Origin of the sequence: Mesorhizobium sp. M0633 (genome assembly GCF_040320645.1) — a bacterium.
Taxonomy (GTDB): Bacteria; Pseudomonadota; Alphaproteobacteria; order Rhizobiales; family Rhizobiaceae; genus Mesorhizobium.
Map to the genome: position 1 here is coordinate 209,462 of NZ_JAMYQC010000003.1, position 19,076 is coordinate 228,537.

General features: G+C 63.2%; 13 protein-coding genes. 9 read left to right on the plus strand and 4 right to left on the minus strand.

Annotated features, from left to right (window positions below; all coding sequences use genetic code 11):
- Positions 1-68 precede the first annotated feature (68 nt).
- From NKI47_RS04570 to NKI47_RS04595, 6 genes are all read left to right on the plus strand, one after another.
- On the plus strand, positions 69-1,460 hold the full coding sequence (locus tag NKI47_RS04570; protein ID WP_352587844.1) for a TolC family outer membrane protein: 1,392 nt from the start codon (positions 69-71) through the stop codon (positions 1,458-1,460).
- A gap of 199 nt (positions 1,461-1,659) precedes the next feature.
- A complete protein-coding gene (locus NKI47_RS04575) occupies positions 1,660-2,541 on the plus strand; it encodes a DUF2497 domain-containing protein (RefSeq protein WP_352587847.1) in 882 nt (293 codons plus the stop codon).
- 386 nt (positions 2,542-2,927) lie between these two features.
- Positions 2,928-5,711, plus strand: a complete 2,784-nt coding sequence (locus NKI47_RS04580) for a valine--tRNA ligase (protein ID WP_352587850.1) — start codon at positions 2,928-2,930, stop codon at positions 5,709-5,711.
- 403 nt (positions 5,712-6,114) lie between these two features.
- Positions 6,115-7,335, plus strand: coding sequence for an OmpP1/FadL family transporter (locus NKI47_RS04585; protein WP_352587853.1), 1,221 nt, complete (start codon positions 6,115-6,117; stop codon positions 7,333-7,335).
- 279 nt (positions 7,336-7,614) lie between these two features.
- Positions 7,615-9,339 (plus strand): dihydroxy-acid dehydratase, encoded by a 1,725-nt coding sequence (gene ilvD / locus NKI47_RS04590; RefSeq protein WP_352587856.1) that lies wholly within the window; start codon positions 7,615-7,617, stop codon positions 9,337-9,339.
- Entirely contained in the window at positions 9,326-10,162 is an 837-nt protein-coding gene (locus NKI47_RS04595) for a tetratricopeptide repeat protein (RefSeq protein WP_023678939.1), read from the plus strand. Before ilvD ends, NKI47_RS04595 begins: the two co-directional genes overlap by 14 nt.
- A 24-nt stretch (positions 10,163-10,186) precedes the next feature.
- Here the strand turns inward: NKI47_RS04595 and NKI47_RS04600 are convergent, their stop codons facing one another.
- From NKI47_RS04600 to erpA, 4 genes are all read right to left on the minus strand, one after another.
- Positions 10,187-10,504, minus strand: coding sequence for a hypothetical protein (locus NKI47_RS04600; RefSeq protein WP_352587859.1), 318 nt, complete (start codon positions 10,502-10,504; stop codon positions 10,187-10,189).
- A gap of 77 nt (positions 10,505-10,581) precedes the next feature.
- Entirely contained in the window at positions 10,582-11,376 is a 795-nt protein-coding gene (gene xth / locus NKI47_RS04605) for an exodeoxyribonuclease III (protein WP_352454506.1), read from the minus strand.
- 30 nt (positions 11,377-11,406) lie between these two features.
- Positions 11,407-11,796 (minus strand): VOC family protein, encoded by a 390-nt coding sequence (locus NKI47_RS04610; RefSeq protein WP_352587862.1) that lies wholly within the window; start codon positions 11,794-11,796, stop codon positions 11,407-11,409.
- A gap of 2 nt (positions 11,797-11,798) precedes the next feature.
- Positions 11,799-12,146, minus strand: a complete 348-nt coding sequence (gene erpA / locus NKI47_RS04615) for an iron-sulfur cluster insertion protein ErpA (RefSeq protein ID WP_352587865.1) — start codon at positions 12,144-12,146, stop codon at positions 11,799-11,801.
- A 73-nt stretch (positions 12,147-12,219) separates the two neighbouring features.
- Between erpA and NKI47_RS04620 the strand changes: the two genes are divergently transcribed.
- The 3 genes from NKI47_RS04620 (at position 12,220) to NKI47_RS04630 (ending at position 18,983) form a co-directional block, all read left to right on the plus strand.
- Positions 12,220-13,434 carry a deoxyguanosinetriphosphate triphosphohydrolase gene (locus NKI47_RS04620; protein WP_352587868.1) on the plus strand — a complete coding sequence of 405 codons (1,215 nt, stop codon included), beginning with the start codon at positions 12,220-12,222 and terminating at the stop codon, positions 13,432-13,434.
- Positions 13,435-13,495: 61 nt separating this feature from the next.
- Positions 13,496-15,253 carry an arginine--tRNA ligase gene (gene argS / locus NKI47_RS04625; protein WP_352587871.1) on the plus strand — a complete coding sequence of 586 codons (1,758 nt, stop codon included), beginning with the start codon at positions 13,496-13,498 and terminating at the stop codon, positions 15,251-15,253.
- Positions 15,254-15,356: 103 nt separating this feature from the next.
- Positions 15,357-18,983: an SPOR domain-containing protein gene (locus NKI47_RS04630; protein ID WP_352587873.1), complete on the plus strand. Its 3,627-nt coding sequence runs from the start codon at positions 15,357-15,359 to the stop codon at positions 18,981-18,983.
- Positions 18,984-19,076: the final 93 nt, after the last annotated feature.

Below are 19,076 nucleotides of genomic sequence, written 5' to 3' on the forward strand. Positions count from 1 at the left end.
CGCCGGCTGATCAGAAGGAGAAGCCAGCGTGGCGCAGTTCCCGTGCAAAACGAATGAGGGAATATAACGTGCCGTCTGTACGCAAGTTGCTTTTTACCGCTGTCCTCGTTTCGGCGACAGCGCTGTCTCCAATGGCCGCCTCGGCCGAAACGATCATCGGGGCCCTTTCAAAGGCCTACCAAAACAATTCCTCGCTCAATTCTTCACGCGCCGGCGTTCGTGTCACCGACGAGGGCGTCGCCATCGCCAAGTCGGGCTGGCGCCCGACCATCACCGGTTCCGCGAGCATCGATTATACCGCCAGCCACAGCAACCGGTTGCACCGAAACATCTCGTTGACCACCGGCAACTTCGGCGTCGAGATCGACCAGACGCTGTTTGACGGTTTTCAGACCAGGAACAATGTGGCGGCCGCCGAATCGCGGGTCCGCGCTTCGTTCGAAAGCCTGCGCAACGCCGAAGAAAACACTCTTTTCAACGCGGCAAGCGCCTATATGGACGTTATCCGCGACCGCCAGGTCGCCGTGCTGACCGAACAGAATCTGCAATTCCTGACCGAGCAGGCGCGTGCGGCGCGTTCGCGCTTCGAGGTCGGCGAAGGTACGCGCACCGACGTCGCGCAAGCCGACGCCCAGCGTGCCTCCGCGGTGGCGCAGTTGAGCGCCGCCCGCGCGACGGCTCTGGCAAGCGCTGCGACCTATCGCCAGATCGTCGGCGACGAGCCGGGCAGGCTCAGGCCGGCTTCGCCGGTGTCGAAGCTGTTGCCGTCGAGCCTCGATGCGGCGATCGCGATCGCATCGGCCGAGCATCCGGCCATCCTCGCCACCGCGCATCTGGTCGACGCGGCGGGGTTTTCGGTGAAGTCGGCAGAGGGCGCGTTGCTGCCGCAACTATCGGCGTCGGCGGGTGTTTCGAGCGCCTTTCGCGGCACCGCGCCCGGCTCGCTCTCCTCGACACAGGATGGCGTAACCAATTCGGCGAACATCGGCGCGACATTGACGATACCGATCTATTCCGGCGGCCGGACCTCGGCATTGGTTCGCCAATCAAAGGAATCACTTAGCCAGGCCCGTATCGAGGTCGATGTCAGCCGCGACACCGTGCGCCAGGCGGTGACCTCGGCATGGTCGCAATACACCGCCGCGCAGCAAAGCGTCACGGCCAACCGGCAGGTGGTCGCCGCCGCGCAGCTTGCCCTGAACGGCGTCATCGAAGAGCGCAATGTCGGCCAGCGCACCACGCTCGACGTGCTCAACGCGCAGGCGACCCTCATCACTGCCAAGATCAATCTTGTCAGCGCCGAACGCGACGTGGTGGTGGCGAGCTATGCCATCCTCTCGGCGGTTGGCCATTTGTCGGCAGACCGCCTTGCGCTCAACGTGACGAAGTACAGGCCCGAAGAGCATTACAACGCCGTCAAGGACAAGTGGATCGGCCTGCGCACGCCGGACGGCCGCTGATCGCCAAGCCGTGTTTTCAGCCCGCGCTCGAACGACGCGCGGGCTTTCAACTCCCGACCCTAATCTGTTGAAATCCGAGATGTCGCCAGATTGGGGATTCTCGCAAGCCGTTCCGTCGGTTACGCTGTTGCCATGATTCGAATCCGGCATTGCCGGACAGGAAATCTGAGAACGAGTCACAAGGGCGGCGGATGTGACGATGGCGACGGCAAGCAGCGTACAGCGCGAACCTTCCATGGAAGAAATACTGGCTTCCATCAGAAGGATCATCGAGGACAGCGATACCGGCCGCAAGCAGCCGGGCGACGCGGACGAGCTGCGCCAGGATCTGCAACCGGCGCCGGCAGCAGCGGAGGCGGATGCGTTCCGCTCCGAACTGCGCGGCGGACTGGAGATCGCCAAGCCGGCCACGCGCGCCGAGGTGCAGCCAACGGCCGCGCCGGTCATTGAGCGCCTGGAAACGCCGGTGCGCCCCGGCCCGGTAAAGGCAGCGGTGACGCTGGCTGAGGTGAACGCCGCTCCCGAACCGCCCGCAAAGCCGGATCGGCCTGCGACAGCCAAGGCTGCCGAGACGACCGACACCATCATCGCCGATTGGCGGCGCGAGATCGCCGCGGTCGGCGACGCGATGGCCAAGCCGGAGCGCGCCGAGCCACTCCGGACGCCGGACGCCGAGCCGAAAGCCGAGGTTATTGAGAACGAGGCGACTGCTGGATCTGTGCCGGAGCCTTCGGAAATTGGGCCGGAGCCTTTGGAAAGCGGCCCGGAGCCTTCGAAAATCGGCCCGGAATCTTCGAAAATCGGCCCGGAATCTTCGAAAATCGGATTGGCGCGTCCGGCGGCCAGCGAGGCGCCGCCCGTGCGTCCGGCGATCCTTTCGGAGCATACGGGCCGGCAGGTTGCCGCCGCCTTCGGCGAGCTTTCCGATGCGTTTGCCAGCCGTAGCAAGAAGACCTTCGACGAGATGGCCGAGGAGATGCTGCGGCCCATGCTGCAGGACTGGCTGGACAACAACCTGCCGACGCTGGTCGAGCGGCTGGTGCGCGAGGAAATCGAGCGCGTCGCGCGCGGCGCGCAGTAGCAATTCGGAGAGCCGCCAATAGGCGGCGCTCGACCGGCGAATTGTCGAAGTCGGCGCTGCCCCTCATCCGCCTGCCGGCACCTTCTCCCCGTATAGTGACGGGGAGAAGGGGTTGACCGCAATTTAGGCGCCTTTTCCGCAACGTTCGTGATTGGCGAGAGCTTCAGTACAGGCGTCTTTCTCCCCGTCACTATACGGGGAGAAATGCCCGGCAGGGCAATGAGGGGCAGCGCAAACCTGAAGCGATTGCCGTGCAACATTCAGTTCCGCGAGTTGCGCCGAACCATCCCGGCGCTATCTATCGGCCATGCCCTTGCGGTTGACTTGGCAACAACCTTCCGATTTACACCGGACCACAAATTCCGGACAGCGCGGACCGTTTTCCCATGCTCGAAAAGACCTACGACGCCAAAGCCGTCGAGCCGAAGATTGCCAGGATCTGGGAAGAGGCCGACGCCTTTCGGGCCGGCGCCGGGGCCGAGGAGGGGGCTGAAGCCTTCACCATCGTCATCCCGCCGCCGAATGTCACCGGCTCGCTGCATATGGGTCATGCGCTCAACAACACGCTGCAGGACATTCTGGTGCGCTTCGAGCGCATGCGCGGCAAGAACGTTCTTTGGCAACCAGGCATGGACCATGCCGGCATCGCCACGCAGATGGTGGTAGAGCGCCAGCTTATGGAAAAGCAGATCCACCGCCGCGACCTGACGCGAGATGAGTTCATCGACAAGGTGTGGGAGTGGAAGGCCGAGTCCGGCGGCGCCATCCTCAACCAGCTGAAGCGGCTCGGGGCCTCGGCCGACTGGAGCCGGGAGCGCTTCACCATGGACGAGGGCTTATCCAAGGCCGTGCTCGAAGTGTTCGTGACGCTCTACAAGGAAGGGCTGATCTACAAGGACAAGCGCCTTGTGAACTGGGACCCGAAGCTGTTGACCGCCATCTCGGATCTCGAGGTCGAGCAGCAGGAAGTCAACGGCAACCTCTGGCACTTCCGCTATCCGGTCGAAGGCATGACCTTCGATCCGGAAAATCCGAAGACCTTCATTACCGTTGCGACGACCCGACCGGAGACGATGCTGGGCGATACGGCTGTCGCCGTCCACCCCGACGACGAGCGTTTCCGGCATCTCGTCGGCAAGAACCTCATCCTGCCGATCGTCGGCCGCAGGATCCCGGTGGTGGCGGACGAGTATTCCGATCCCGAAAAAGGTAGCGGTGCGGTCAAGATCACGCCGGCGCATGACTTCAATGATTTCGAGGTCGGCAAGCGCCACCGGCTGCCGGCGGTCAACATCCTCACCGTCAATGCGGCGGTGAGCCTCAAGGACAATGAGGACTTTCTCGCCGGACTGGACGTGACGCCGGAGCGCCAGGCCGTCTGGGACAGCCTCGACGGCCTGGACCGTTTCGATGCGCGTAAGAAGATCGTCGAGTTGATGCAGGCGGGCGGCTTTCTCGAAAAGGTCGAGCCGCATCGCCACACGGTGCCGCACGGCGACCGCGGCGGCGTGCCGATCGAGCCGTTTCTGACCGACCAATGGTATGTCAATGCGGCGGAACTGGCCAAGCCGGCGATCGCCTCGGTGCGCGAGGGCCGCACCAATTTCGTGCCCAAAAACTGGGAAAAGACCTATTTCGACTGGATGGAAAACATCCAGCCCTGGTGCATTTCGCGCCAGCTCTGGTGGGGCCACCAGATCCCTGCCTGGTACGGGCCGGACGGGCATGTCTTTGTCGAAAAGACCGAGGAAGAGGCGCTCGGTGCCGCCGTCGAATACTATTTGGCGCTGGAAGGGCCATGGAAGGCCTGGGTCGAGGACAAGCTCGAGAATTTCCAGCCTGGCGAGATCCTGACCCGCGACGAGGACGTGCTCGATACATGGTTCTCGTCGGCGCTGTGGCCGTTCTCGACGCTTGGCTGGCCGGACCAGACGCCGGCGCTGAAGACCTATTACCCGACCGACGTGCTGGTGACCGGTTTCGACATCATCTTCTTCTGGGTCGCCCGCATGATGATGATGGGCCTGCATTTCATGGACCAGGAGCCGTTTCATACCGTCTATGTCCATGCGCTGGTTCGCGACAAGAACGGGCAGAAGATGTCGAAGTCGAAAGGCAACGTCATCGATCCGCTCGAGCTCATCGACGAATACGGCGCCGATGCGCTGCGCTTCACCTTGACGGTGATGGCAGCGCAAGGGCGCGACGTTAAGCTCGATCCGGCCCGCATTGCCGGTTATCGCAATTTCGGCACCAAGCTGTGGAACGCGACGCGCTTCGCCGAGATGAACGAAGTGGCGCGCGACGACGATTTCTGGCTGCAGGACGCCAAGCTGGCGGTCAACCGCTGGATCTTGACGGAGCTGACGCGAGCCGCGCGCGACATAACCGACGGTATCACCTCATACCGCTTCAACGAGGCGGCGGGTGCCGCCTACCGCTTCGTCTGGAACCAGTTCTGCGACTGGTACCTGGAACTGCTGAAGCCGGTGTTCATGGGCACCGACGAGGCCGCCAAGGCCGAGAGCAGGGCATGCGTCGCCTTCGTACTCGACGAGATCTACAAGCTGCTGCATCCGATGATGCCGTTCATGACCGAGGAACTGTGGGCCGAAACCGCCGGCGAGGGCAGGCAACGGCAATCGCTGCTTTGTCATGCGGCATGGCCGTCGCCCGACTTCGAGGACGAGGCGGCCGCCGCCGACATCAACTGGCTGGTCGACCTTGTCTCCGGCATCCGCTCGGTGCGTTCGGAGATGAACGTGCCGCCGGCGGCTATCGCACCGCTCGTGGTGATCGGCGCCAACGACGCGACACACGAAAGGCTCGAGCGTCAGGGCTCGGCCATCAAGCGTCTGGCGCGGGTCGGCGACATCTCGCTCGCCGAGGCGCCACCGAGGGGATCCGCCCAGATCGTGGTCAACGAGGCGACGATCTGTCTGCCGCTCGGCAGCCTGATTGACCTTGCCGCCGAGGCAGCGCGCCTGCACAAGGAGCTTGCGAAGGTGACCGAGGAAATAGCGCGGCTCTACAAGAAGCTGTCCAACGAGAAATTCGTCGCCAACGCGCCGGAAGAGGTGGTGGAGGCCGAGCGTGAAAAACTCGCCGAATATCGCGAGGCGCAAGAGAAGCTTTCGGTGGCATTGGCGCGGGTGCGCGATGCCGGTTGATCGAACAGATTGGGCCGGCTGATCAAACAAATTGGGCCTGCTGGCCGCAATAGATTCGCCGGTCACGAATCTGCCTTCCAGACAGGCCGCCTGCCACGAAAACGGGCATTCCGCAGCGTAAATCTTGAGGCAAACTGAATGTTTTTGCCCCATTGTTGCCGTAATGTAACAATGGCTGACTGGGCACGCAAAATGCCCTGTTTTGTAGTGATTTAGGGGTTTTTCCCGAGTTTTCTCGTCGATCTGTATTGTGGCGGCCATTTTCCCGCCTCGGTAAGAAGGCCGACACCTTGTCGGAAATGCGTTCAGCCAAGGTGTACATGTACGCACGGCGAATTCGTTGTTGCGCCGTTAACCTGAATTGGTTCTAGCTTGATGCAAGGATGTTTCGGGGAGGAGATTCATGTGTTATTCGCGTCTGAAAGTGCTGCTGGGCGCGGGGGCTTTTTCGCTGGCTTTGGCTGGGACGGTGCAAGCCGGGGGCTTTGACCGGGGCGGCGTCAATATCGACCAGCTGTTCGACGCGGCGCCATATTCGTTCGACGCAGGCGTCACCTATGTTTCGCCACAGCGCAAACTCAAGAATGTGCAGCGTCTGGATGGCTCGGGATTGTCGACGTCGGCGGTGGATGTTGGTGGCGACTATGCGGTGCCGCATGTCGGCATCAAGGCCAACATCTTTGAGCCCGTAGACTGTCTTGCCACCTATACGAGACCGTATGGTGCGGACGCAAATTTCGGCATGAACAACGCCTATTCGCCGACAGCGGTCAAATACGCCGTCGACACAGACGATTTCGGTTTCACCTGCTCCTACAAGGTGAACGTCGGCAAGGGCGCCATACGATTCATCGGCGGTGTCTCCTACCAGCAGGTCGACGCGTTTCTGTCCCGCCAGACACTGCTGGCCTTCGGCAATACCGGCCTCGGCGTATTCAAGCTATCGGACGAGGCATGGGGTTGGCGTGCGGGCGCAGCCTATGAGATCCCCGAGATCGCCCTGCGCGCCAGCCTGATGTACTCTTCGAGCTACAAATATGACGGGCTATCGGGAACCGTCGACACTACCGGCTTCAGGGGCGCCTTTCCGGCGGATCTGGTTCCTGGCTCTACCGGCGTGTACCCAGTCTCGGCGTCGGCTGAAATACCTCAGGCTCTGGAATTCAAGCTGCAGAGCGGTATAGCTCCTGGCTGGCTGGCCTTTGGTTCCATCCGCTGGCAGGAGTGGAGCAAGCTTGGCGTCATTGCCATCAATGGCGTGCGCAGTCCGGTAACCGGTTTGCCCTCGCCCGTTTCATTCGACCTGCTTTATCGCGACGGCTGGACGGTCACGGGCGGTATCGGGCACAAGTTCACCGATCAATTGTCGGGCGTGGTTTCGCTGACCTGGGATCGCGGCACCTCGACGACCTCCGGCTATCAGTCGGATACCTGGGCCGTTGCCAGCGGCGTCTCCTATTCGCCGAACGACCAGGTCGAGGTCAGGCTCGGCGGCTCGATCGGTGTGCTGACGAGCGGGTCATCGACTTTCAGCGGTGTCGGCGACGTGGCGAATGCCGTTACCTATACCTACGGCAACGACCTGCTTCTCGCCGGTTCGGCTTCCGTCAAGATCAAGTTCTAACTATTAAATTTTAAACGACAAAACGGCCGGGCACTGCCCGGCCGTTGGTTGGATGCGTGGCGTCCGGCATTCGGCCGGCGCAACAATTGTCCCCATGATGTTCGCTTCTGTAATTGTGACGTTTTGGCAACAGTTTCTGAACAACCCTCGCGCCACCCGGCCGCCCGGGAACATTGCCCATTTCCCGCCATAAACCCGGCGCACCTCGAACTTGTCTCGGGACATGCGCCAAAAGGCTAGGCGAAGAGGCAGGCCGCACCGCCCGCGGCAAGGACGAGTATGGACGCCAGAGCGATCTCCAAGGCCAAGCTGCCGAGCCGCCACGTGACCGTTGGTCCCGAGCGGGCGCCGCATCGCTCCTACCTTTATGCGATGGGGCTGTCGGCGGCCGAGATCGCGCAGCCTCTGGTCGGTGTCGCCAGCTGCTGGAACGAGGCCGCGCCCTGCAACATCTCGCTGATGCGCCAGGCGCAAGTGGTCAAGAAGGGCGTGGCGGCCGCCAGCGGCACGCCACGCGAATTCTGCACCATCACCGTCACCGACGGCATCGCCATGGGTCATCAGGGCATGAAGTCGTCGCTGGTGTCGCGCGAGGTCATCGCGGACTCGGTCGAGCTCACCATGCGCGGCCATTGCTACGATGCGCTGGTTGGATTGGCCGGTTGCGACAAGTCGCTGCCCGGCATGATGATGGCCATGGTGCGCCTCAACGTACCGTCGATCTTCATCTATGGCGGCTCGATACTGCCCGGCAGCTACCGTGGCCGGCAGATCACCGTGCAGGACGTGTTCGAGGCGGTCGGCCAGCATTCGGTCGGCACGATCGGCGACGCCGAGCTGCTCGAGATCGAGCAAGCCGCCTGTCCGTCGGCCGGCTCCTGCGGCGCCCAGTTCACCGCCAATACCATGGCCACCGTCGCTGAGGCGATCGGCCTGGCGCTGCCCTATTCCTGCGGCGCGCCGGCACCCTACGAGATGCGCGACCGCTTCAATTTCGCTTCCGGCGAAAAGATCATGGAGCTGATCGCAAGGAACATCCGCCCGCGCGACATCGTTACTATGAAAGCGTTGGAAAATGCCGCGACCGTGGTCTCGGCCACCGGCGGCTCGACCAACGCGGCGCTGCATCTGCCGGCGATCGCGCACGAGGCCGGGATAAAGTTCGACCTTTTCGACGTGGCCAGGATATTCGAGAAGACACCCTACATCGCCGACCTCAAGCCGGGCGGCAAATACGTCGCCAAGGACATGTTCGAGGCCGGCGGCATTCCGCTGTTGATGAAGACGCTGCTCGACCATGGCTATCTTCACGGCGATTGCCTGACGGTGACCGGCCGCACTTTGGCCGAAAATATGGAACATGTTTCCTGGAATGACAGCCAGGATGTGGTCCGTCCCGCCAATAGGCCGATTACCCAGACCGGCGGGGTCGTGGGCTTGAAGGGTAACCTTGCCCCCGAAGGCGCGATCGTGAAGGTCGCTGGTATGGCGGAACTGAAATTCTCGGGTCCGGCACGCTGCTTCGATTCGGAAGAGGAATGTTTCGAAGCGGTTACGCACCGTAACTATAGCGAAGGCGAGGTTCTCGTCATCCGTTACGAGGGTCCGCGCGGCGGCCCGGGCATGCGCGAAATGCTGTCGACGACGGCGGCTCTCTACGGCCAGGGCATGGGCGGCAAGGTGGCGCTCATCACCGACGGGCGTTTTTCGGGCGCAACGCGCGGTTTCTGCATCGGCCATGTCGGGCCGGAAGCGGCTGTCGGCGGCCCGATCGGGCTGCTTAGGGATGGCGACTTGATCTCGATCGATGCGGTGAACGGCACGATCGAGGTTGCATTGTCCAAAGCCGAACTGGCGGCGAGGGCAAAAGCATGGAAGGCGCGCACGACCGACTATCAGTCGGGCGCGATCTGGAAATACGCACAGACGGTCGGATCTGCCCGCGACGGCGCGGTCACCCATCCCGGCGGTGCCAAAGAAACACACTGCTATGCGGACATCTGAGTTGTTGAGGTCGTCTGTCCTTTCGGCACTGGTTGCGCTCGCCACGTTTGGCGCGACCTTGGGCGCCGTCGGCCAGGCCATGGCCTTCGACGATAAGGTGTTCGACGACAAGACCGGCGTGAAGCCGCAGTCGAGCCCTTGGGCGGTGTTCCAGTTCGGCTTTTCCGCCTACAAGAACGGCCATAAGGAGCAGGCCGCGGAAGCCTATAAATATGCCGCCGAGAACGGCCAGATCGGCGCCACCTGGAAGCTTGCGCGCATGTATGCCGAAGGCGATGGCGTGGCGCGAGACGACTACGCGGCATTCAAGTTCTTCAGCGAGATCGTCGACCAGGATGTCGAGCCCGGTTCGCCCGAGGAAAGCTATGTTTCGGACGCGCTGGTGGCGCTTGGCGACTATCTGAGGAAGGGCATTCCCGGCAGCCCCGTCGAGGAGAACGAAGTGGCGGCCCAGGAATATTACATGCGTGCCGCCGCCAACTACCGCAATCCGAACGCCCAGTTCGAGATGGGCCAGATGTTCCTCAAGGGTGAGGGCGGCGTCAAGGCCAGCGTCAAGCAGGCCGGACGCTGGTTCCAGCTGGCGGCCGAAAAGGGCCATGCGGGCGCGCAGGCGACGCTCGGCAACCTGCTTTTCCAAAGCGGCAAGATCGTGCGGGGGCTGGCGATGATGACCGCGGCGCTCGAACGGGCCTCACCCGCCGACCAGCCATGGATCCGCGGCATGCAGGAAGAAGCGTTTGCAGCCGCCGGCGAAGCCGACCGCCGCACCGCGATCTCGCTGGCCGACGACATCCTCACCAAGGGTGGCGGCGACCAGTAGGCCGGCAGAAATTCCGTTTTGAAATCAATTCTCGGTCGGTTCCGCCGGCATGCCGCTGGGCGCCGGTGTTGAGATCGGCGTGCCCTGCAGATGTGGGGCCAGCGTGTTCTCCGGGCAGCCATCCCGCTGCTTTGTCCAGGACGTGTTGTTGAGCACCATCTCGCAACGGGCGAGGTAGCTTTGGCCGGCAGGCGTCAGGCAAGCCACCCGGCCGATCTCGAATGATTTGCCGTTAGCCAGGCACTCTGCATCGGCAAAGGCCGGCGTCGCCACCGCCATCGCAAGCGCGCAGCCGATCGGGCAAAGTGCAAATCGAGTAGTCATGGGAACCCCAGCCACCATGATGATTTCTCATCAAGCACGCGATTTGTGGCGATAAGAGGTCAACTTATCAATGTGCCGCCGGACAGCAGCTCCGGTCAGGCCGGCTGCAGCGCCAGATCGATCGCCACCGGCACGTGGTCGGAGGGCTTTTCCCAGGCGCGCACCTGCTTTTCGATCGAAGCCGAGGAAAACCAGTTGGCGGCTTCGGGCGACAGAAGCAAATGGTCGATGCGAATGCCGTTGTTCTTCTGCCAGGCGCCGGCCTGATAGTCCCAGAACGTAAAGACGTCCGGGGCGTCGGTGACGGCACGCACGGCTTCGGTGAAGCCGAGATTCTTCAGCCGCCGGAACGCCTGCCGCGTCGCGGGCTGGAACAGCGCGTCGCTTAGCCAGTTTTCCGGATATTTCGCGTCGATCGGCTCGGGAATGACATTGTAGTCGCCGGCCAGAACCAGCGGCTCTTCCAGTGCAAGCCGCTCCTCGGCCCAGCGCTCAAGTCGCGCCATCCAGGAAAGCTTGTAGGAGAACTTCTTCTCGTCGTCGATCGGGTTGCCGTTCGGCAGATAGATCGAGGCAACGCGCAAGGCGCCCTTGTCGGTCGAGAACACGCCCTCGATGAAACGCGCCTGCTCGTCGGCATCGTCGCCCGGCAAGCCGCGATTGACCTCGTCGAAACGCAGCTTCGACAGGATGGCGACGCCGTTGAAGCCTTTTTGGCCGTAAGTCTCGACATTGTAGCCGAGCGCCTCGATCTCGGCGCGGGGAAACTGCTCGTCGACCGTCTTGATCTCCTGCAGGCAGGCGATGTCGGGCGCGCTTTCCGTCAGCCAATGGGTCAAATTGCCGATGCGGGCGCGAACTCCGTTGATGTTCCAGGTGACGATTTTCATGGCGGCCTCGATAGGCTGGTGATCCGGAGACTAGCGATCCGGTGGATGACGTTCGACAAGGCCGATCGTATTGCCTGCCGGGTCCTTTAGGAAGGCCATCCATTCGCTTTCCCCCGCCTGGCCGAACAGGCCTTCGGTGTCGCGATGGACGAGCGCCGGCGGCGCGGTGAAGGGAACACCGGCGGCCTTGGCCGAAGCGTGGAACTCTTCGAGGCCCGAGATGTCGAGATAGACGGTGCCGGCAGGCAGGCCGTCGGTGAAAAGCAGGCGCACGTCACCGGCCATGATAAAGGCGATGCCCGGCGGATCGAAACGCGCATGCAGGTTCATGCCGAGCACCTCGCGCCAGAACGCCAGCGTCGCATCGAGGTCGCGCCCGGCGGAAAGCGCGACCTGACGGACCGCGCCGATGTCGGGCATTTCTAGATCGAGAAGCTGGTGCCGCAGCCGCAGGAGGCGACCGCATTGGGGTTTCTGATCTGGAACGACTGGCCCATCAGATCGTCGACGAAATCGATCACCGAGCCGCCCATATAGACCAGCGACAGGTCGTCGATCAGCACGGTGGCGCCGTCCTTTTCGATGGCGACGTCGTCGTCATTGCGCCTGTCGACCAGGTCGAACTTGTAGGAGAAGCCGGAACAGCCGCCGCCCTCGACCGAAACGCGCAGCGCCGTCTTACCGGCTTCGCTCGCTACAATCGTGGCGATCCGCCTGGCGGCGGCGTCGGTCATCTCGACTTTCATGGCGGTCTTGGCATCAGCGCCCATGGGCGTCACCTTGCATTCGGTTTCGTATGATAGGTATGAAGCGCGACGGGGCAAGTCAACTGCGGCATACGCTATGACCAACGAGTTGGGCGACATCGGATTCGGCTATCGGCCGCGCGCGGCCTATGCCAGCGACCCGGCGAAGTCGCGCGGGCGGCTGTTCGACGAGGTGGAAAGCCCGACGCGCACGCCGTTCCAGCGCGACCGCGACCGCATCATCCATTCGACGGCGTTCCGCCGGCTGAAGCACAAGACGCAAGTGTTCGTCGCACACGAAGGCGACCATTACCGCACGAGGCTGACGCATTCGATCGAGGTCGCGCAAATCGCACGCGCTCTGGCGCGGGCGCTGCGCGGCGACGAGGACCTGGCCGAGGCGGTGGCCCTGGTGCACGACTTCGGCCACACGCCCTTCGGTCATACCGGCGAGGACGCGCTGAACGAGAAGATGGCCGCCTGGGGCGGCTTCGACCACAATGCGCAGTCGCTGCGTGTGGTGACGCGGCTGGAGCGGCGCTATGCCGAGTTCGATGGGCTGAACCTCACCTGGGAAACGCTGGAGGGGCTGGTCAAGCACAATGGCCCGCTGACCGATGCCAAGGGCAAAGGGCTGAAGGGGCCGGTGCCGCAGGCTATCCGCGACTATTCCGAACTGCACGACCTCGAGCTCGACCGCTTCGCTGGTATCGAGGCGCAGTGTGCGGCGATTGCCGACGACATCGCCTACAACACCCACGACATCGATGACGGCTTGAGGGCACGGCTGTTGACGCTGGATATGCTGGAGGGCGTCTCGCTGCCGGGGTCGATCCTCAAGGGCGTGCGTCAGCGCTATCCGGCGCTCGATGACGTACGCACCGGCCACGAGCTGATGCGCCGGCAGATCACTATCATGGTCGAGGACGTGATCGTCTCGACGACAGCCAATCTGGCGCGCATCAAGCCCGGCAGCGCCGAAGCGGTAAGGGCGGCCGGCGAGCCGATGGTGAGCTTCTCCGCCGAGACGGCCGTATTGGAAAAGGAGCTGAAGGCCTTTCTCTACAAGCACCTCTACCGGCATGCGGAGGTCATGCGGGTGCGCGCCGATGCCGACCAGATCGTCAGGGACCTGTTCGACGTCTATTTCGCCGATCCGCGCGCTATGCCGGATGGCTGGCGCGAAGGGCTCGACCGGGCAGAGGACCGCGTCAAGGCGCGCAGTGTTGCCGATTTCCTGGCCGGCATGACGGACACTTATGCACTCAAGGAACACAGGCGTTTGTTTGACCATACGCCGGATTTGAGCTAGGGCGGGCGCGATTTTGCCGGCCAACGAGCCGGATCCCTGCAAAACCGTCAGAGCCACAGCAATGAACATCTTCGCCGATTTCAACGCGCGAATCATAAAGGCCGTCGAAGCGCTTGATTTGAAAGACAAGGATGGCGTGTCGCCGGACCTGTCGCGCATCGCCGTCGAGCCGCCGCGCGATGCCAGCCATGGCGATCTCGCGACCAACGCAGCCATGGTGTTGGCCAAGCCGACCGGCCAGAACCCGCGTGCGCTGGCCGAAAGGCTGGCCGAGGCGCTGCGCGCCGACGAGGATATCGCGGCCGCCGAGATCGCAGGCCCGGGCTTCGTCAATCTCAGGCTCAAGGACGGCTTCTGGCAGGCGCATCTGACGGCGATGCTCGGCGAAGGCCGCAACTATGGCCGCTCGACTATCGGCGGCGGCAAGAAAACCAATGTCGAATATGTCTCGGCCAACCCGACCGGCCCGATGCATGTCGGCCATTGCCGGGGTGCTGTAGTCGGCGACGCGCTGGCCAATCTGATGGCCTTCGCCGGTTATGACGTGACCAAGGAATACGTCATCAACGATGCCGGTTCGCAGATCGACGTGCTCGGACGCTCAGTCATGCTGCGCTACCGCGAAGCGCTCGGCGATGAGATCGGCGACATTCCGGCCGGGCTTTATCCAGGCGACTATCTGATCCCCGTTGGTCAGGCGCTGGCCAGCGAATTCGGCCGCTCCCTGCTGCAGATGCCGGACGAAGAGGCGCTTGCCATCGTCAAGGACAGGACGATCGATGCGATGATGGCGATGATCCGCGAGGATCTGGCGCTGCTCAACGTGCATCACGACGTCTTCTTTTCCGAGCGGACGCTGCATGCGAACAACGCCCGCAAGATACGCTCGGCGATCAGCGACCTGACGCTGAAGGGCCACATCTACAAGGGCAAGCTGCCGCCGCCCAAGGGCGAGAAGCCGGACGACTGGGAGGACCGCGAGCAGACGCTGTTCCGCTCGACCGCGGTCGGCGACGACATGGACCGGGCGCTGGTCAAGTCGGACGGCACCTTCACCTATTTCGCCGCCGATGTCGCTTACCTCAAGGACAAGGTCGATCGCGGCTTCGTCGACCTGATCTATGTGCTTGGCGCCGATCATGGCGGCTATGTGAAACGGCTGGAAGCGCTTGCCCGGGCGATTGCCGGCGACGAGGTCAAGCTTACCGTGCTGCTTTGCCAGTTGGTGAGGCTGTTTCGCGCCGGCGAGCCGGTACGTATGTCGAAGCGGTCGGGCGAGTTCGTGACCTTGCGCGAAGTGGTCGAGGAGGTCGGCCGCGACCCGATCCGTTTCATGATGCTCTACCGCAAGAACGACGCGCCGCTCGACTTCGACTTCGCCAAGGTGACCGAGCAGTCGAAGGACAATCCGGTGTTCTACGTGCAGTATGCCTCGGCGCGCTGCCATTCGGTATTCCGGCAGGCGAGCGAGCAATTGGGCGAGGCCATGTTCGACCGCAACCAGCTGGCCGCCGAAGTGGCTTTGCTGACCGATGAGGGGGAGATCGGCCTGATCAGGAAGCTCGCCGAATATCCTCGGCTGATCGAAGCCGCGGCCCTCGCGCTCGAGCCCCACCGGCTGGCATTTTACCTCTACGAACTCGCTTCCAGCTTCCACGGACACTGGAACCGGGGCACCGATAATCCCGACTTACGTTTTGTTAAGGTTAACGACCGACAATTGACGCATGCCAGACTAGGGCTGGTGCAGGCTGTTTCGGACATTTTGACGTCCGGCCTGACGCTGATCGGAGCCAATGCGCCCACCGAAATGCGTTAGGTTTGAGTAAAAAACCTGTCACCTTTTGCCCACATTGCGCTGGTAAGGGCCAACCCTACGCGACGTCCATGGCGTCCGAATGAGTGCGAGTTCGGGAACAATAATGGCAGACAGAACCCATCTGAGAGCAGCCGACCACAACGACATCGCCAACGATGATCCGTTCGCGGAACTGACCAGGATCATGGGGTTCGACCCACGCCAGCCGGTCAAACCGCAAACGCCGGCCCAGCCGAAAACCGCTGCCGCCGAACCGTCGGTGGACGAGGGCGATTTCGAGATCGATCTCGAGAAGGAGTTGATGGGCGAATTCGGCGCCGACGCCAATGACAATGCTTCCCCTGCCAAGCTTCGCGAGCCGACACCCGAACCGGCCGCCGCCGACGAAATGGAGGACGCGCTTGCTGCCTCGTTCGAACAGGATTTCGCGTTCGACGACAGTGCGGCGGATGATGCTGCTCCTGTTGCGGCTACTCCTGTTGCCGCCGACGAAATTGCCTCCGCCCCCGAAAGGGCGTTCGCTCCCGCTGTCGAGCCGGAGTTCGACGACGAGTTCGATAACGCCGTCGCCGGCTCGCTCGAAGACGTGTCGCCGTTCGAGGACGACCTTTCGAGTGACGACGAACTTGCCGCCTCTATCGACCAGGATTTTCGGCACGACGACGATGTGACGGCCAAGATCGCGGTGACCGGCGAGGATGAACCCAGGGCCGCAGCCGAGGCGATCGAGCCGGTCGACGAGCCCGCCTTCGACGATGAGTTCGACAACGCCGTGGCAAGTTCGCTCGAAGACGAGCTGATGCTCGAAGAGCATGAGCCGATGGAGCAGACCGTCGCCGTTGAAACCGCCGCGCAAGCGGCCGCGCCTGCGTTCGATGACGAGTTCGACGATGCTGTTGCAAGCTCGCTCGAAGACGAGCTGATGTTCGACGAGCATGAGCCGGCGGAAAACGTCGCCGCCCCGGCATCGCCGGTTGAGGCGGTTTCGGCCGATGAGGATCTTGCCGGCCATTTCGATGATGCCATGGCCGATGTCGACATGGACTTCGACGTTCGCCCGAACGAGCCTGCCGAAATCGAAGAACCAGAGTTTATCAAAGAGCCAGATGCCGCCCGGCTTTCCGGCACGGCCGCTGAAGCGGCGTTCGACGACGATTTCGATCTGAGCTTCGACGATGCGCCTGCCGAGGAAGCCGAAGAGCCCGTGGCGCAAGTTGCGGCCGAACCAGTGGCGCCGGCCGCTGTCGTCCCGACGGCCCCAGTGGCTGAGGAACGCAGCCTGGAAGACGAACTGAACGCGCTGCTCGGTGCGATGAGCACACGGCCGGCACAAGCGGTCAACGAACCTCAGACAAGCCAGCAGTCTGCCCAGCAGCCTGCCCAGAAGCCCGTGATGGCTGTTCAGCAGCCTATCGCGCCGGTAATTCAGAAGCCAGCAGTGGCCGCTGAACAGCCAATGGCGGCGGTCAAAGACGTCGCCAACGAACCGGTGCATGCTGTCGACGAGCTGGATTGGGAACTCGACGAGCACGAGCCCGCTGAGCCGCCGCAGTCCAGTGCCGCCGATGACGCCGAACTTGGCAGTGTCCTCCTCGATGAGCTTGAAGGCGAGGATTTCGGTGTTGAAGCCGCTGCCGGACCCGCGGATGATCTCGACAGCGATGCGCTCGATGCCGACTTCGCCAGGAATATCGGCCTGGATCATGACTCGGCCGACAAGAGTGCGGCAGCTGCTGCCGAAGAAGACCCGCTCGATGCGCTGAACTGGCTGACGACACGCGCCACGCCGCCCGAGCCGGCCCGCTCGTGGAGCCGCGTGACGCCGGTCGCACAGCCTCAGCCTGCCTTTGCAAGCCAGCCGGTGGCTTCGGCGCGTCCGGCACCAGCGCCGCAGCCGGCTGCAACGCCGTCCTATCGGGCCGCACAGGTCGAAGAGAGGCCATCCTATGAAGATCGGCCCGCCTACACGGAAGCTGCACCAAGCTCGCATCAACAGCCTTCCGCTTATGACGAGATGCCCGATGTCGAGACGGTCGACGTGCCCGAGCGCGTCGTGGCGCTGGCGGACGATCTCGACATTCCGGAGCTCAACTTCGACGATGACGAGCCGGTGGCGCCCGCCTACGACGATCTCGATGCCGATTTTGCCAGCCTTCTCACCGAAATGAATGCCACGGATATAGCGCCTGCCCCGGTGCGCAGTGCTGGCTATGACGATGAATACGATGCCGGCTTCGCGTCTGGCTATAAGCAAGATCGTAGCGAGACGCGCGCCTATGGCGCCAAGCCTGTGGAAGCCCCTGTCAGCGCGGCAGCCGCTTCCTATGCGGATGCAGCGGACGGTTTCGATCTGGGCCCATTGCCTGGCGGCCAACCGGTTTCGCAAGCCGACGATTTCACCTTCGATGAGCTCGACTACGATCCCGAACTGGACGAGGAGATGTCGGTTCCGGGCCTTGCCGAACGCGGGGCCGAAAGGCAGCCGCGCAGGCGCGGGCTGCTGATAGGAGCGGTGGTCGGCGCCGTGGCGATCGCCGGAGGCCTTGGCGCCTTTGCGTTGACCCTCGGCGGCAAGAGCGGCAGCGATGCGCCGGTTATCGTCAAGGCCGACAACAGGCCGATCAAGATCAAGCCGGAAAATCCAGGCGGCACCGTCGTGCCGAACCAGGACAACAAGGTTTATGACGCTGTGGTCAAGGGCGCCAAGCCCGCCGAGCCGGTTCAGCAGAAGCTGGTCACCAACACCGAAGAGCCTGTGGACCTGAAGGCCGACGAACCGGAGAGCCGCGTCGTCGATCTTTCGCCCAATGACCCCGATGCCGCGGACGATATCGACGCGCCCGGCACCGTGGCGTCCGACACCGACGGGTCTGGCACCAATGCGCCTGGCACTAACGCGTCTGACTCCAGCGCGCTTGGCGCCAATGTGGCTGGCGCTACCGAAACCGCCGCCGCACCGGCGCCCAAGTCCGAGGATCGCATCGCGCAGGTTCTGCAGGAGGCCGAGAAGGGTGCAACCCCCGAGATCGTCGCCGTTGCGCCGCGCAAGGTGCGGACCATGGTCGTGAAACCTGACGGTTCGCTGGTGGCGCGCGAGGATCCGGCGCCTGCCGCCCCGCAGATGGCTGCTGCCGAGCCGGCCGATCCGGCGCCGCAGCACGTGGCTCCGTCGGCCCAGGCCGACGCCGCCGCGCAGACCGGCACCGTGCCCCTGATCGACCAAATGACAAGTGATCCGAAGATTGGCGACCAGCCGAGTGGCGATCAGGCGAGCGGCGATCAGGCCGAAACCTCCAAGCTGCAGCCGGCGCCCAAGCCCGACACAAAGGCTGAAGCCAAGGCCCAGGCGTCAGCCAGCAAGCAGTCCGCCAGCACCCCGGCCACGGTTCCGGTGGCGCCGCAGCGCCCGTCCGACCAGCCGGTCGACGTGGTCGGCGAGGTCAAGCCCGATCAGGTCGCTTCCATCGATCCGGCCGCGGCCGGCGCTGGTTCGTGGTCGATACAGATCGCTTCGCAGCCGACAGTCGAAAGCGCCCAGGCGACTTATCAGGATCTGCAGCGCCGCTACGGCAGCGTGCTTTCCGGCCGCACCGCCAACATCGTCAAGGCCGAGATTGCCGGCAAGGGCACCTTCTACCGCGTCCGCGTTCCGGCGCAGTCTCGCAACGAGGCGATCAAACTGTGCACCAGCTACAAGGCTGCCGGCGGCAATTGCTTCGTGTCCCACTAGGCACCAAAACCTCTCGAAAAGCCGGCGTCCGCGCCGGCTTTTTTGCGTGAACGGAAACCTCTGAAGGCAATTGCGGGCGATTCCCTTTGTCGG